This is a genomic window from Candidatus Zymogenaceae bacterium, assembly GCA_016931225.1.
GTDB lineage: Bacteria > Desulfobacterota > Zymogenia > Zymogenales > Zymogenaceae > JAFGFE01.
Window position 1 is genome coordinate 1 of the sequence record JAFGFE010000019.1, and the last position, 15,227, is coordinate 15,227.

A 15,227-nucleotide genomic window follows, 5' to 3' on the forward strand; every position below is an offset into this window, starting at 1 on the left:
CTGCTGACCGCCGCTCATCTCGTTCGGGCGGGCGTCGATGTAGTCCTTCAGCCCCACATCGGTAAGTATGGTCTCCGCCCGCTCGACCCGCTCCCGCTCGTCGACACCCTGGAGCAGCATCACGTATTCCACGTTCTCCCGGGCGGTCAACACCGGAATGAGGTTGTAGGCCTGAAAAATGAAGCCGATCCTGTTGAGCCGAAGCTTCGAAAGCTCCGACTTGCTGAATCCGGACAGGTCTTCACCGGCCACCCGGACGGTGCCGCCGGTGGGATAATCCAGGGCGCCGATGATGTTCAGAAGCGTCGTCTTCCCCGATCCCGAGGGCCCGGAAAGGGCCATGAACTCGCCCTCGTGCACCTCCAGGTCCACCCCCCTCAGCGCGCGCACCGCCACCTTCGAATCTTCGTATGTTTTTTCCAAATTCTTGGTTTCAATGATAGCCTTGGTATCCATAGATATCACCTTTTTTGATTCTCATATATCGCTCAGACGGAACGAAACGCCTCCACCGGGTTGAGACGCATGATCTTCACCGCGGGATAGACCGCGGAAAAGAGCGCCGCACAAAACACCGACGCCGAAGAGCCGATAATATTGTTCCAGTGAAGCACCGGATAGATGATGGGGCTGATGCCCCCCATGTACTTGAGGCTGTCGGCCCAAATGGAGATGTTGATGCCGGTCTTGGAAACGACGGCGAACACCAGCAGCGTGAATACCCATCCGGCGATCAGCCCGGTCAGCCCCAGGAAGAATCCCTCCCACATCACCATGGAAAAGACCCTCCCCGGCCTGGTCCCGATGGCCATCAGGATCCCGATCTCCCGGGTGCGCTCCAGGACGCTCATCAGAATCGTATTCACGATGCCGAAGGCCATGGCCATGATCACCAGGATATACACAATATAATTGAAGGCGTCCCACAGCTCCAACATCTGGTGCATCAGCGGAATGACCATCATCCAGGGGAGCACCTCGAGGCCGCTGACCTCCAGATCCCGCTTCAGAGACGCCGTGACCTCATCAACATGATCGAGGCTCTCGGTCATGACGACGATCTCCGATACCCGTCCGGGCATCGAGAGGAGGTCCTGGGCGTCTGTGAGATTAATATAGATGTTATATTTATCAAACTCCTTGGAGGTGGACTCGAAGATGCCGCTGACGCGAAACGCCGCGGCGCCGATCTCCGTGGCCAGCCCCTGACCCATCAGGACGATCTTGTCTCCCTTCTTCACCTTCAGCTTGTCCGCCAGGGAGCGGCCGATGTAGATCTCGCCCTTCTTTCCGGTCAGAAAATCCCCCTCCACCAGATAATTCTTCACCGCGCTCACACCCGGCTCCGTCTCGTGATCGACCCCCCATATCTCCACGCCGGAGGAGCTCTCCGGCGAGGACACCAGACCCCGCGCCTTGATGCGCTCGGCGTAGGCCGTTACCGAGGGAGTCTCTTCAACGAAGTTGCCGACGTATTTCGGGTCGCGGATGTTGAGCGACACGTTCATGTTGTCGTTGAAGCCCTTTTCGTGTATCTGTATGTGCCCCACGCCGTTTTCGATGGAGGTCTTGAGCATGTCCACGCTCATCCCCTTCATGATGGCGATCATGAACACCATGCCGAAAAGCCCCACCACGATGGCCGTGAGTATCACCGCAGAGCGCCGCCTGTTTCGCCAGATATTTCGCCAGGCAAGCTTGAGGGTCATTATCATCGCACAGTCTCCTCTCCTATATGTATCGCAGCGCCTGTACCGGCCTGAGGCGCGACGCCTTGACGGCGGGATAGACCGCGGCCAGCAGCGTCGATCCCAGAATGATCATGTCGGTGACGTAAAACACCCACGGGTACATCCGGGCGTATATCTTTGGATCGATGCCGAAGCTCCACATCACATCCGAGTACTGGGAAAAATCCCACGGGTGGATGGTGAAGTAGTACGCGACCCCGAATCCCACCATGTCGCCGATGATAATGCCGAGAAAGGCGATGAGGGCCGATTCCATCATGATCAGCCGGATGATCTCGTTTGGCCGGGTGCCCAGGGCCATCATCACACCGAACTCCCGATAGCGCTCCATCACCGCCATCAGGATGGTATTGAGAATGCCGAAGATAACCACCAGCAGGATGACAACGAAAAAGAGATAGCCGAAGGCGTTGTCGAACTCGATGAATTGCACCAGGTCCGGCATCAGCTCCTGCCAGGTCATCACCTCCACCCGCTCGAGATCCACGGCATCTTTCAGATCCCGGGTCGTCTTTTTCACCTTCCGGGAGTCGGACAGCAGGATGGACACCTCGGAGACCTGCTCGTCTATGGAGAGGAGATAGCGCATGGCGTCGAGCGTAATGAAGGCCATGCCCCGGTCCATCTCAGTGGTGTTGGACTTGAATATCCCCACCACCGTATATTCCCCGGCGGAGAGCGCCCCGTAGATGTCCTGGGTCATGATGATGACCGAGTCATTCACCTCAACTTCCAGGTTTTTGGCAAGGATCTCGCCGATGAAAATACCCGACGCATCGCCGTCGGTCAGGTACTCGCCCCGATACACCTTGTCAGGTAACGAGGTGAACGAGCGTTCCCTTTCCGGCTCCACGCCGATGAGCATGATGCCGCCGCTGTTTCCCCCCTGGTCCACGGCGGTGGAGATGAGGGCGTCCACGTTCAGGCGCCTCACCCAGGCCTCCACCCGCTCGTCGGCGTCCACGAACGTGAGAAGCTCATCGGACGGGGTGAAGCCGTTGAAGATGGTCCGGTCGTCCCAGTAGCCGCTCTTGTGAACCTGGATATGTCCGGTGTGTATCTTCAGGGTGTCCCGAATCATCTGTTCGTGCTCACCCAGGGCGAAACACCATGAAAAAATCGCCAGAAACACCGCGAATACCACCGCCGCCGTGGTGATGAGGGTGCGGCGGGTGTTGCGCCAGATGTTTCGCCACGCCAGGGTGAATACGCGGTACTGTCTTCGTGCCATGATCGGTTACTCCGATTTGTCGTTTCCGGTTATCTCTCGCCTATTCGGGAACGATGCCCCGCTTCAGGTCGGAAAGATTGAAGATGTTGTCATCGACGGGAACGTCGAAATTGATCTCGTGCACCGTGATGATGGTCTTCTTCCCCTCCTCCTTGACCGGCTCCATGGTCCAAATCGTCGGATAGGAGCGCCCGGCGATCTTCTTGATCTCCGACATGTACATCACCCGGATCATCTCCCCCTCCTCGTCGTAGTATTCGTACCGGAGGGGGGCGAAGTCCTCCGTGCGGATGTATATATTGATTTTACCCCAGACAACCGGAGCCTCGGGCCTGGCGATCAGCTCAAGGACGTAAGCCTCTCCCTGATCCAGGGTCTCCGTCCCCAAAAGCGCCGGATCGTAGTCGTCCACAATGCTCGATTCCCGCACCAGGTCGTCGTTGGTGAAGTCCGAACCCATCCAAGACTGCATCATCATGGACGGCGGTATCTTGATGACCTTCTCCACCGAGGGGAGATAGTTCCACATGTTGTTGTCCACCTTCAGGGATACCGTACCCGCCTCCTTGGCCGGCGCGGTTATCTTGACCAGGGACCGCTCCTTCCCCTTCTCCCAGTACTTCATGTCGAGGGTCCGCTCCCAGTTCGGGTTGACGATGTGCATGCTCATCACCCCCACGTTGGAGCTGCCCCGCATGATGTCCTCGGCCTTCCTGACGATCTCGTCGGCCGTCATCTCCTGGGAAAAGACCGGAAACGCGATCCCCGCAATCAATGCAAGCAGCGATACCATTATCATGATTCTTCTCATGCTTTTTCCTCCCGTACGCTCGCTTCACACGATATCTGCGCACTCTGAGTCTTGTGTCATCTCATATATTTTAGTATATCTCTTGATCTTCCATATCGGGTGGATTTTTTCTGTTGCTCAATAATAACGTATCGTGTTCAATCCCACCGCAGACCGTGTACACGTCAATCTTCACGAACATCCTCCCCGCGTTTCTTGGAAACGCTCTTCAGAAACTTCTCCAGGGAGCCGACATACGCTTCGAAGGCCCTCCTCCCCTCCCCGGTCACCCGATAGACGGTACGGGGTCTGTTTTTCACAAACTCCTTGACGACCGAGATATAGCCGTTTTTCTCCAGCACCTTCAGGTGGGCGTTCAGGTTGCCGTCGGACAGATTCAATGACTTTTTCAGGGCGGTAAACTCCGCTTCGTCCTCGGCGGAGAGAATCGTCATGATGCCCAGGCGCGCCCGCTCGTGTATTACCCTGTCCAGGGTATCCGTTATTGATATGGCCTTTTCCATGGCATTTGTTTCGCCCTTGTGTGGAATATCAGGATGCGCTCTCGCTCTCCAATGCGATCCGACAGATTATGTCATCAGCATGACGGTCAACACCGCCTGAAGTATGGAAAGAAACAGCGTCCCGAATAAAATGACGCGCGATACCAACGGCGTGAACTCCTCCCGACCCTTTTTAATGAAGTAGGTGTGGATCGAAAAGGCGAATAAGCCCGCCCCCGCTACCACCAGGCTGATAATGAGCCCCGCCCGGGTGAGCTCCTTGACCTGTACGATTCCCCACAGGGCCGGCAGCAGCAGGGGAAAATGAATCAGCAGGAACCCTCCCAAACCGCCGGGGAGTCGAAACAGCTCCCATTCCTTCCAGTAGGCCGAGTCCATCTCGTGAACGATGAGAAACAGCAGGTTCACGGTATATATCCAGAACAACGCCTGTTCCATGATCACCTCCTCATATGATCGATCGATACTCGCATGTACCGTTCACCATCGGCGACGGTTATTTCGTGTCGTCGTCTTCCCCGGTCTTCCAGGCTTGAGCGAACCCGGGATAGTTCCTGAAGAAGAGACGACGGACGTCCTCCGGCACCCGGTTGACCGGGCACGACAGGTTGAAGCATCTGGTGCATTGGGTACGCTGCACCGTCCAGGCCCAGGTGATCGTCGCCCACACGAGGATTGTCAGAAGCAGCCACTGGGCGCCGACGATAAAAAACGGAATCGGATAGAGAAAAAGCACCCCCACGTAGCTGAGCCATAGGATCTTCTCCACACGATTCATGGGGCGGCGATCGATCTTCGGTAGCTTGGGAAGCCCCCAGTTGGCGTGACAGCGAAGCGTAAAGCCCGCTTCCCCATAGTGGGGGCAGTGGCGGCAGAGAATCAGCGCCTCGACGTATCCGAAGAAGACCGCCGCCAATCCCGCCCAGACGACCAGGCCCACCCAGTACCCGCCGATAATCATGCCCGCAAGCATTGGAATCAGCCAGCCGACGAAGAGGACTGCGAAATCCATAAGATCCGCCCCGGTATGCACGCACAGGAGATCCTTTTTTATCTCGCAGCCGTCGCAGTCGGTCCGAATGCATTCGGCCGCGGTGGTCTTTTCTTTTTTCCCTTTATCGTCTTCCGACATGACGGACCCTCACTTTTTATGAACAATCAGGTACCACACTCCCAAGAGAAAGCTGACAGCACCGTAGAAAACCAGGCACCAGATTCCAACATCGGGCAAAAGCATCGCCACCAGGGCGAAGACGAAGGTAATCGCTCCGTAAAGGCTGATCCAGAACGTGATAAAGGTGCCGACGCTGATAATGATGCCTCCAATGGTCAGCATGAATGCTCCCGGGATGTATTCGGGCCTGCCAATCTCGATGAATACCAGGGTCAATACGATGCCCTGCAGCACCATAATGGTATCTGCCGTGAGAATCTTCAAAAGGTATGGGGAAAAAACCTCTTTTCCCGCCTGTAGTGTGAGTTTGTATATAAAATAGGATTCCACTACCGTCGCGGCGGAACCCATGACGATCCAGAGGGCCCACAGGGTTTCAGAGAGACCCCATTGGGGGGGATGAGCGAGGAACCAGTGCGTTAGTATACCCCCGATGACCAATGACAGCCCCCAGGCAATGGCCGACCAGCCTGAGATAAAGAAGTCCCGGTTGTTGTCCACCAGCTCGCGAATGTATCTGATATCGTCCAGGGCCTCGTGAAGTTCCCGGGCTGATTTCTCGTCGAATCGGATGGGTTCGTTCTGTTCCGGCGATGAAGTGATCCCGCCGTCCTCGGATTTCGGTGTACTCATCCCCAGTGATCCTCTCCTTTTTCGTTTTTTCGCCGGTCCCTCACAAGACACGGCGGTATTTTATAGAACATCCTGCGGCTTCATTGCCTGTACCGGACCGCAACAATCACATCGGCATCCGGTTTCAATTTAGCTAACAGAGTACTTTGTATTACAAAGTACTCTGTATCTTAAATACCACTCCCCTCCTCCGGTGTCAAGAAAAATCAAACACACAATGGCATTTTTTTAATCTTATTTCTTTTAGAATAACAGCGAGAAAAAATGTTCGGACCGTCTTTTGTGGAATCGGTTTCAGGAAGGTGTGGATGAAATGGTAGTGCAGTCGGGGATTCGCCCGCCTACTAAAAGTCTATGAGGCGGGAGAGCAGCAGATACCACCCGACGCACATCGCCAGGACGGCCAGGACGATCGACACCCAGCGGAGCAGCGGATGCACGGACTTTTTCGGCGGCGGTTTTCCCGTGGTGTCTCGTCGTGCCAGAATCGTTAAAACCGCCTCGGCACAGTAGAAGAAGAACTTGAGGGTGACGAACGCCAACAATATCGAGGCGATCAGGCGAACACTGACATCCGGATTTCGCCCGATGACGGGCGCCGCGAGGACGGCCACCATGGCGACCCCCGCAACCGCCCCCAGGGTGGCCAACACGATCAACAGTAATCGAATGTCTTCCGGCAGTTTCATGGATAGGGACCCATCCTGACCGACCCCCTGCCTCCCCCCTCCCTTCTTTCCCTTCACCACGATCCCCCATGGGGCGCCGCCTCCCTCCTTGACCGGATCGGGAGAGGGGTCTATACTACATGGATATGAAAACCATCGTACAGACCTACAGCGGCCACAAGGCGGACGAGAGGCCGGTGAGTTTTACCCTCGATAACAGAGTCTACCGGGTCGTGAAGATCGTCGACCGTTACTATAACCCGGACGAAGATATCTTCAAGGTCACCGCCGACGACGGCAACGTCTATATCCTGGGCCACTTCCGGGAGGACGATCACTGGGAGCTGAAAGCCTTTTACCGCCCCTGAGCGATTCACGGTCACCGCCGCCGACGGCGCCTCCGTCCCGGGCCGCATTCGGGAGGACGGTCGATGGGGGCTCTTGCCCCCCCCACAGCCCCCCAAAATAGCATACTCCCGCCCCCCCGTTTCTTCAACGCGGGCGGACAACAGACACCGCCATCCCCGACGTCCCCTCTCCTTTTTACTTCTCCTTCTCCTCGTAGGTCCGCTCGAAATATTCGATCTTGTACTGGGACCGGGGGAGCGTCTGGGGCTCAATCATCGTGATAATCGGACTGAATACGAGCTTCTGCTTGATGGTCTGCTTGATCTCGGATGCCAGCGCCTCCAGGTCCGATTCCTTCACGCCTTCGGCGTACTCCACCTTTATCTCCAGGTTCGTTCCGACGGCCGGCCCGGGTTCGTTGAGAACGATGCGCATCTCTCCGGTGGTACGGGGAATGAACGACGATATCACATCCTTCACCGCGGCGGGGAAGACGTTCACTCCTTTCACCTTGAGCATATCATCCGACCTACCAATGATGTGAAACCGCATGGAGGTACGGCCGCAGCGACATTTCTCGACATAGGCTCGGACCATATCCCGGCAGCGATACCTGATGACCGGAGTCGCCTCACGACGGATGGTGGTATAGACGATCTCACCTTCCACGCCGTCTTCGAGCTCTTTTCGCTCCAGGGTCACCGGATCGATGATTTCCGCCGTGACGGCGCCTGCCCCACACAGGTGCAGGCCCGAAAGCGCGTCGCACTCGCTGGCCAGATCCGCCGCCACGTCCGCCAGCCCGTAGTAATTCCTGGCCGTAATCCCCCAGGTCTCTTCTATCGTGGCCCTGTCCTCTTCGGTCAGGGCCTCACCCGCCATGAATCCCTTGGTGAATCCCATGTCCCGGGGATTCATCTTGAGGGTGTCCTTCACGTACTCGGCGAGAAACACCGTGGCCGACGGTGTGGCGAAGAGCACCGTGGGACGAAACTCAATAATCAAATCAAACAGCTTTTCCAGCCCCGAGCTCCCCAGGGGGGCGGGGATCACACAGAATCCCATCGCCTCGGCGGAGACGCTCTCGGACAGTCCCCCCACAAACAGGGTGAAATTGGCTGGATTGATGAAGGAGTCCCCGGGACGGATGCCGCCGGTGTAGGCGTGCCGGGCGAAGAGCTCGCACCAGAGATCCGCATCGGCTCTGGTCAATCCGATATAGAGGGGCCGTCCCGTGGTGCCGCTGGTGCCCTGGATGCGCACCAGGTCCTCTTTCGCGCAGCATCGGTGCCCCCCCAGGCCTCCCAGCGCCTCCTGGGTTTTTCTCAGGTCGTCCTTTGTGGTGAAGGGAAACTTCCCCAAATCCTCCATTGAAGAAAAGTCTTTCGGACCCACCCCCGCCTCACCCCATTTCTCCCGATAAAAGGGAGAGTGCTCATGGATGTAAAGAAGCTCCTCCTTCAACAGCCCCTCCTCCAGCTTTTGAAGCTTTTTGGGGGGCATTGTCTCCATTTCCTTGTTCCAGTATGTAGAGTCGGCCATGTGCACCTCGAAAGAACCTGTGATAATCGTGTTTCACTATTGGATGTAACGGTTATGTGTTGTTCGATATTCCCCCGGACTTCTTCCTGGCAACGAAGATATAATAGAGAAGTCCCGCCATCGCCAATCCGAAGAAGAGTACCGTTCCCAGCACCTCCTTGTCTTCGATGAGCATGTACACGGCAAACAGCTCCGCCAGGACCGCTCCAAAGATGGCAAGCCCCCCCAGAAGCCGCGCCGCGGGCATCCGATAGGGCCGCTCCATGTCCGGCTCTTTCTTGCGGAGGACGAACAGCGAAATGCACACCAGAATATACGCCACCAAGATCGCCGCCGAGGCGACTTGGAACAATGTTAAGAGGAAGTCAAAGAAGCAGCCAAAAAGGCCCAGTATCGTCAGAACAATGATACCCACCGCCGGTGTGCCGTATTTCGGGTGGATCTTACCGAGGGCCGCGGGCAGCACCCCTTCCCGGGCCATTCCGAGCATCAGCCGGGAGGAGCCGATCATGAAGGCGTTGAGGGTGGTAATCAATCCCATTAACCCCGCAACGATGACGATCGTTGCGCCGACGGTGCCGATGGTTTTCTGCGCGATGGGCAGGATCGGCACTTCTTCGGTGGACGCGGCGATCGTCTCGTAGGGAACGACGCCCGCGGAGACGAAGAAAACGCCCGCGTAAAAAATCAGCACGAATATGACGGACAGGGGAATGAGGAAAACCACCTTCCTGATGGGGGATCGTATCTCCTCGGCGGCCTGGGGCACCACGTCAAATCCCATAAAGGCGAGCATTGCGATGGGCACCATCATGAACATGCCGGCGACGCCCTTTTCAAAAAAATTGCCGCCGTAGTTCGCCATATCCACGTGGGGGATCCCCCCGATGACATAGGCGGCGATGCCGCCGAACAGGACAAGTGTAAAAATAAGCTGGGCGATGGCCGAAATGCGTATGCCGATGTAATTAACGAGACCGAAAAAGACGGCGACCACCACACCGACGATGATCATCGCCAGCGGTGGGAAGGTATAGCTCCCCACGGTGAGTATCCCGGCCTCAAGCCATGCCTCGGGCATCAGAGATCCGGCCACCTTGGAAAAGATGATAACTTCTGCGGGCATCATGGATGAATACGCGATAATAAGAAACCACCCGGTAATGAAGCTGGCGAATTTCCCCAGAGCCCGGCGGGTGTAATGATACTCGCCGCCGGCGAAGGGCATGGCGGCGCAGAGCTCGGCATAACACAGACCGATCAAAACCGAAAAGAGCGCGGCCAATAGCGCCGAAAGCAGAATGGCCGGTCCGGCGTACGCAAACAGGGCGTTGATGATGGTCGCCCACGCCATCCCCACCATGGCGCCGGTAATGAGGGTAAATACGGTTACCAAGGTCAAGCCCCGGACCAGCGTACCTTTCTCCTGGTTCATGTTCTCCTCCTGTCGTGTATAAACATGGTATGAATAATAACGATCTCTCCTATGCGAAACCGAACCCGGCAAGCCATCGTCACGTACCGGCCGCTTTCACGTCTCAATTCGTCACATGCGCATCAATATGATTTTAATATCAAAATTAAACGAAGACGACACACGACTTCACCGTGATACAGGAGACGGGAGATATCGACTCAGTCGATCCCTTTCACATCAACCTTTAGAAGCTTCGCCGTGTTTTTCCAGAACCATTTTTCCTGCACCTCCGGCTTGAGGTTCAGGTTTTTCACGTCACCCACGGCGTCGTGAAACATCACCAGAGGCCAGGCCGTGGAAAAGAGTATCTTGTCCTGAAGCAGCGTGTTTCCGTAGTGAACCAGTGGCGCCCAGCCTGTCTCGACCATCCCCATATATTTCGGACGGATGCCGGAGATATCGGCATAGACGTTGGCATGGCGCCACAAGACCGCCACCATTTCCGTTACCCAGGGCCACCCTGCGTGCCCTGCAACAATCTTCAGGTCCGGAAACATCACCGCAACACGATCGAGGATCAGGGGTCTTCCGAACTCCATGGGGATGACGTGGGAGAAATTGAGGGAGGTATGAACCCAGATGGGGATATCCAGATCGATGCACGCCTCATAGATCGGGTAATATTTTTTGTCGTCCGTAAAGAGGTTATGCTCCCAGGGGGCGATCATCACACCCCTGAGGCCCGCCCGGGCCATCCGGTATATCTCGCGAACGGCCCGCTTCTTCTTGTGGGGATCGGCGCCGATAAATCCGATGAAGCGGTCGGGGTGTTTCTGAACAAGCTCCAGGACGATCTCGTTGGGTATCTTCCGGCCGTAGGTGGATTCCATGTCCTCTCCGTGGATGACGGCCGTGGTTATTCCGGCCATGTCCATCAGACCGAAGAAGTCTTCGATGGAGAGGCTCTTCAGAAACTCCATTTCCTTACTATCACCGCTGTAGAGCCGCTTGTATCCCGCGAGGTGGGGGGGAATGTCTGTGAAGCCGGAAAGGATATCCGGGTGTGGCGGTGTAACACAGAAGTCAATAATCATGGTCATCATTCCTCGAGAGTGAACAGATCCGCACGTTACTGCTACATCGCACTGAGGTTTTTATCCTAATAAAACGACGCCCCGATGTCAAGCAAGGGATGGAGAAAAGAGGGGTTCCGCACGCTTTTTCTTGAAAAACGTCGGTCCGGTCGGATATACGTGTGAGACGGCTCATCGATTGAAAAAGTGAGCATCGGAGCACAAAAACACACACTGCGGCGGGAGCTGATGCCGCCGGTCTGCTACGATGTCTCTTCGTCTTTCGGGGGGTCTTCCGTGCGGCGGTCCCCGCCGCAGGCGTTTGGATTCATTCAGGTGGGCACGCCCATCTTCGGCAGCACGACCGCCTGAAGCACAATCCACACGACGATGAATATGATAAAAATCAAAGCTTCCATGGTGTCGATTTAGATGCGCCGAGCATCAATTCGTTTCACTGTTTCATGCAACAATTTCAACAATCATCTCATCAAAGTACTTGACGTTTCCAATATATATATTTTAAAATGCTCGGTTACGAAACGTATCGGGAGGAATAAAAAGCACATCTCATGAAAATACCATTCAAAAGAGTTAGAAACGGTATGTCACAGCTTATTGTCAGGCCGGTTTTCTTCATCGTCCCCAGGATGCCGCTCACTGCCGTCAGGCTTCTCAGCGACGCAATTTTTTACGCAATCTTCCCGCTGTTTCTCATCCTTCCCGGCATGAAAACGCAGATGTTCGAAAATATCAATATCGCATACGGCGACAGTATGACGAAAAAAGAGAAGCGGCGTATCGTCCGCCTCGCCCTCAGGAACACCTTCCGCCTTCCCGGTGAGTGCATTTACTACGGTTTAAACGAAGATCCCACAAAGCTCATCCGTGATGTCCAGATCGTAGGGATGGAACATTTCACACAAGCGCTGGAGAAGGGGAAGGGGGCGGTGGCCATCGGCTCCCATACCGGGAATTTCGTCAACATGGTCACCCGGATGGCCCGGGAGGACGTCTCGTATGTTATCCTGACGAAAAAAATAAAAAACGACGCCATAAACGACGCATACAACGAGGGCAAAGAGCGCTGCGGTGTTCAGTACATCGACGTGAAAAAACGGAGCGACAACATGAGCGCCATCCGCCGGGCACTCGGTGAAAACCGCATCGTCCACTTCATCGTGGATGAGCGAAAAAAACGGGGCGAAATCATGGTGCCGTTTTTCGGGAAACCGGCCCCGACGGCCGCGGGTCCCGCGATCCTTTCTTTGGATACCGGCGCGCCCCTCATACCGATATTCATCACCCACAGAAACGGTTTCAAGCAGGTGATCGAGATCCTCCCACCCCTCGACGTAGAGCTCACCGGCAACAGAGAGACCGATATTTACAACCTCACCGCCGCAGGAAATCGGGTCATCGAGGATTACATCCGCACCTACCCGGAACAATGGTCCTGGGTGAATCCCCGCTGGAAGACATGACACGCACACACACCCCCCGCATACCGTGCGAGCGTTTTTCCATATTCCCCTCCCCGTTTTCCCTTGACCTCGCCGACGGGCAATGGTATGAATGAGGGTGGACATTGTGTCACACGAGCTAAACGCTGTTCAGCGCCGAACGTTATATTGAGGAAGCATTATGTTTGATTCCGTCGAGCATGTCATCGATGCCTTTCGAGAACACCTCTACATCGTCGATCGGGACGTGGCCACCGTGGTGTTTCTATCCGTTAAAATGCAAAAGCCGATTTTGGTGGAGGGTCCCGCAGGCGTGGGGAAAACCGAGCTTGCCAAGGTCATGGCGGCGTCCCAAGGGCTTGAGCTGATCCGGCTGCAATGTTACGAAGGTCTGGATGAGGCAAAGGCCCTCTATGAATGGGAATACGCCAAGCAGCTTCTCTATACCCAGATTCTCAAGGACAAGATCGGCGAAGTCCTGGCGGGATCCAACTCCCTGGCGGATGCGGTGGACCGCATCGGCACCGCCGAGGACGCCTTCTTCTCCACGAAGTTCATTCTTCCCCGGCCGCTTCTGAAATCCATCACGAGTGAAGACCCCTCGATGCTTCTCATCGACGAGATCGACAAGTCCGACCCGGAGTTCGAGGCGTTCCTTTTGGAAATACTCTCGGACTTCCAGGTGAGCATCCCGGAGCTGGGGACCCTCACCGCCCGGCACATCCCCCAGGTGGTCCTGACCAGCAACGACACCCGGGACATGTCCGACGCCCTCAAGCGCCGTTGCCTCCACCTCTATATGAACTTCCCCGTCAAAGAGAAGGAGGAAGAGATCATACGCCTCAAGGTGCCCGGCGTCTCCGATATCCTTGCCGACCAGGTGGTCAGGACCGTCCGGGCCGTGCGGGAGCTGGATATCAAGAAGCTCCCCTCCATCTCCGAGACCCTGGACTGGGCCAAGGCGCTCATCCTCCTCAACGTAACGAAGCTGGACGCGGACACGGTGCAGAACACCCTCAATTTCATCCTGAAGTACGAGTCGGACATCGCCGCGGCGAAGAAGAACATGAAAAAAATCCTCGAGGCGCCGGGGATCTTGAACTGATACCAATCCGCCTGGATACACAGTGTTTCCGGTAATCCCGCGGCGCCGACACCAGACACGTCATCGGATTATTGTATTCCATCACGGATGATTTGATGCAGACTACAATCTTAGAATTCATCGACGGCCTCAAGTTTCGGGGGGTCAGGGTTTCGCTGAGCGAGACCATGGACGCCCTTTCCGGCGTATCCATGATGGGTCTGGACAATCGGGAGACCTTTAAAACCACCCTCAAGAGCACCCTCATCAAGGACATTCGGGACCTGGACGCCTTCGACGAGCTGTTCGACGCCTACTTCACCCGCCCCCTCCTGATCGATCAGGTGGTTCACACCACCGCCGATGATGTCTCCCGCCTGCTGGAGGAGCTTTCGGGCGAGGTGTCCGATGAGCTTTCGGGCCTTCTTACCAGCGATCCCAAGACGATGATGGAACTCCTCATGGAGGCGGCAAGGCAGGCGAATATCTCGGACATCCGACACGCCATCCAGGTGGGCTATTTCTTCACCCGCATGAGCGGGAGTCTCTCCCAGATGGGCCTCGACCTGCAGATGAACCAGATGATAGACCTCCTTCGTCAGCGGGGCCGACTCGGTGACGGGGAGGAGGGGATCGATGAAGAGGGGCTGCGCCGGATATTCGATGAGCGCACCGATCAGCTCCGGGAGCTCGCCCGGGACATGATCAAGCGGGAGCAGAAGAAACACAAGGGAGACAAGAAGGAACAGGAGGCTCCCTCCGACTTCGAGGGACGCAGCTTCTCCCAGCTTACCGCCCAGGAGATCGAGGAGATGCGGGACGTCATCAGCGCCCTGGTCAAGAAAATCAAGGACTCCCTGTCGCTCCGGGAGCGCCGGGTCCGCCGGGGCCGGTTCGACATCAAAAAGACCCTTCGCATCTCCCAGCAGTACGGCGGCGTGCCCATACAGGTCTTCTTCAAGAAGAGAAAAAAGAACAAGGCCCAGATCGTCACCCTCTGCGATGTCTCCCGTTCGGTCTGGAACGCCTCCCGCTTCATGCTCAACCTTCTCTATTCCCTCCAGGACCAGTTCGACCGGGTCCGCTCCTTCGTGTTCGTCTCGGACATCGGAGAGGTGACCGACGTCTTCAAACGCTACGAGGTGAACGACGCCCTGGGGAGGCTCATGTTCGAGGCGGGCATCAATTTTTACAGCTACACCGACTACGGTGATGTGCTCCTCAAGTTTTACCGGGAATACCTGGACATCATCAACCGCCGAACCACCGTCATCATCATCGGCGACGCCCGGAACAACTACATGGCCCACAACAGCTGGGTCATGGACAAAATCAAGGGCAAGGCCCGAAAGGTCTACTGGCTCAATCCCGAGCCGGAATCCTGGTGGGGCACCGGCGACTCGGAGATGGATGAATACGTCCCCTTCACATCCGAGGCCCGGGAGTGCCGAAACTTCAAGCAGCTTTTGGCCTTTATCCATGACCTGATCGTTTGAATCATACCACCCGCCGGCGCATCGCCGGAGTTT

The 15,227-nt window shown here is 56.2% G+C and carries 17 protein-coding genes; 5 read left to right on the forward strand and 12 right to left on the reverse strand.

Features of this window, described 5'->3' with window-relative positions:
* From JW885_08330 to JW885_08370, 9 genes are all read right to left on the reverse strand, one after another.
* The coding region (locus JW885_08330; GenBank protein ID MBN1882162.1) for an ATP-binding cassette domain-containing protein at positions 1 to 456 on the reverse strand (456 nt) is incomplete at its 3' end.
* A gap of 32 nt (positions 457 to 488) precedes the next feature.
* The gene (locus tag JW885_08335) at positions 489 to 1,715 is read right to left on the reverse strand and encodes an ABC transporter permease (GenBank protein ID MBN1882163.1); all 1,227 of its coding nucleotides are present in this window, start codon (positions 1,713 to 1,715) and stop codon (positions 489 to 491) included.
* A 16-nt stretch (positions 1,716 to 1,731) separates the two neighbouring features.
* Positions 1,732 to 2,982 carry an ABC transporter permease gene (locus JW885_08340; protein ID MBN1882164.1) on the reverse strand — a complete coding sequence of 417 codons (1,251 nt, stop codon included), beginning with the start codon at positions 2,980 to 2,982 and terminating at the stop codon, positions 1,732 to 1,734.
* 40 nt (positions 2,983 to 3,022) lie between these two features.
* Positions 3,023 to 3,793 (reverse strand): outer membrane lipoprotein-sorting protein, encoded by a 771-nt coding sequence (locus JW885_08345; GenBank protein ID MBN1882165.1) that lies wholly within the window; start codon positions 3,791 to 3,793, stop codon positions 3,023 to 3,025.
* A 164-nt stretch (positions 3,794 to 3,957) separates the two neighbouring features.
* Positions 3,958 to 4,296: a transcriptional regulator gene (locus JW885_08350; protein MBN1882166.1), complete on the reverse strand. Its 339-nt coding sequence runs from the start codon at positions 4,294 to 4,296 to the stop codon at positions 3,958 to 3,960.
* 66 nt (positions 4,297 to 4,362) lie between these two features.
* Positions 4,363 to 4,734: a hypothetical protein gene (locus JW885_08355; GenBank protein MBN1882167.1), complete on the reverse strand. Its 372-nt coding sequence runs from the start codon at positions 4,732 to 4,734 to the stop codon at positions 4,363 to 4,365.
* A gap of 58 nt (positions 4,735 to 4,792) precedes the next feature.
* Positions 4,793 to 5,428, reverse strand: a complete 636-nt coding sequence (locus tag JW885_08360; protein ID MBN1882168.1) for a hypothetical protein — start codon at positions 5,426 to 5,428, stop codon at positions 4,793 to 4,795.
* 9 nt (positions 5,429 to 5,437) lie between these two features.
* Positions 5,438 to 6,103 carry a hypothetical protein gene (locus tag JW885_08365; GenBank protein MBN1882169.1) on the reverse strand — a complete coding sequence of 222 codons (666 nt, stop codon included), beginning with the start codon at positions 6,101 to 6,103 and terminating at the stop codon, positions 5,438 to 5,440.
* A 344-nt stretch (positions 6,104 to 6,447) separates the two neighbouring features.
* Positions 6,448 to 6,792, reverse strand: coding sequence for a hypothetical protein (locus JW885_08370; GenBank protein MBN1882170.1), 345 nt, complete (start codon positions 6,790 to 6,792; stop codon positions 6,448 to 6,450).
* Positions 6,793 to 6,911: 119 nt separating this feature from the next.
* Here JW885_08370 and JW885_08375 point away from each other — a divergent pair, with 119 nt between their 5' ends.
* Positions 6,912 to 7,139 (forward strand): hypothetical protein, encoded by a 228-nt coding sequence (locus tag JW885_08375; protein ID MBN1882171.1) that lies wholly within the window; start codon positions 6,912 to 6,914, stop codon positions 7,137 to 7,139.
* Between the two features lie 175 nt (positions 7,140 to 7,314).
* Here the strand turns inward: JW885_08375 and JW885_08380 are convergent, their stop codons facing one another.
* The 3 genes from JW885_08380 to JW885_08390 form a co-directional block, all read right to left on the reverse strand.
* A complete protein-coding gene (locus JW885_08380) occupies positions 7,315 to 8,661 on the reverse strand; it encodes an AMP-binding protein (protein MBN1882172.1) in 1,347 nt (448 codons plus the stop codon).
* 52 nt (positions 8,662 to 8,713) lie between these two features.
* Positions 8,714 to 10,096, reverse strand: a complete 1,383-nt coding sequence (locus tag JW885_08385; protein ID MBN1882173.1) for an amino acid permease — start codon at positions 10,094 to 10,096, stop codon at positions 8,714 to 8,716.
* A 200-nt stretch (positions 10,097 to 10,296) separates the two neighbouring features.
* Entirely contained in the window at positions 10,297 to 11,172 is an 876-nt protein-coding gene (locus JW885_08390; protein MBN1882174.1) for an amidohydrolase, read from the reverse strand.
* Positions 11,173 to 11,358: 186 nt separating this feature from the next.
* Here JW885_08390 and JW885_08395 point away from each other — a divergent pair, with 186 nt between their 5' ends.
* From JW885_08395 to JW885_08410, 4 genes are all read left to right on the forward strand, one after another.
* Positions 11,359 to 11,523: a hypothetical protein gene (locus tag JW885_08395; protein ID MBN1882175.1), complete on the forward strand. Its 165-nt coding sequence runs from the start codon at positions 11,359 to 11,361 to the stop codon at positions 11,521 to 11,523.
* 233 nt (positions 11,524 to 11,756) lie between these two features.
* Positions 11,757 to 12,635, forward strand: a complete 879-nt coding sequence (locus JW885_08400) for a lysophospholipid acyltransferase family protein (protein MBN1882176.1) — start codon at positions 11,757 to 11,759, stop codon at positions 12,633 to 12,635.
* A 160-nt stretch (positions 12,636 to 12,795) separates the two neighbouring features.
* Positions 12,796 to 13,719 (forward strand): MoxR family ATPase, encoded by a 924-nt coding sequence (locus JW885_08405; protein ID MBN1882177.1) that lies wholly within the window; start codon positions 12,796 to 12,798, stop codon positions 13,717 to 13,719.
* Positions 13,720 to 13,814: 95 nt separating this feature from the next.
* Entirely contained in the window at positions 13,815 to 15,194 is a 1,380-nt protein-coding gene (locus JW885_08410; GenBank protein MBN1882178.1) for a VWA domain-containing protein, read from the forward strand.
* The last annotated feature ends 33 nt before the right edge of the window (positions 15,195 to 15,227 follow it).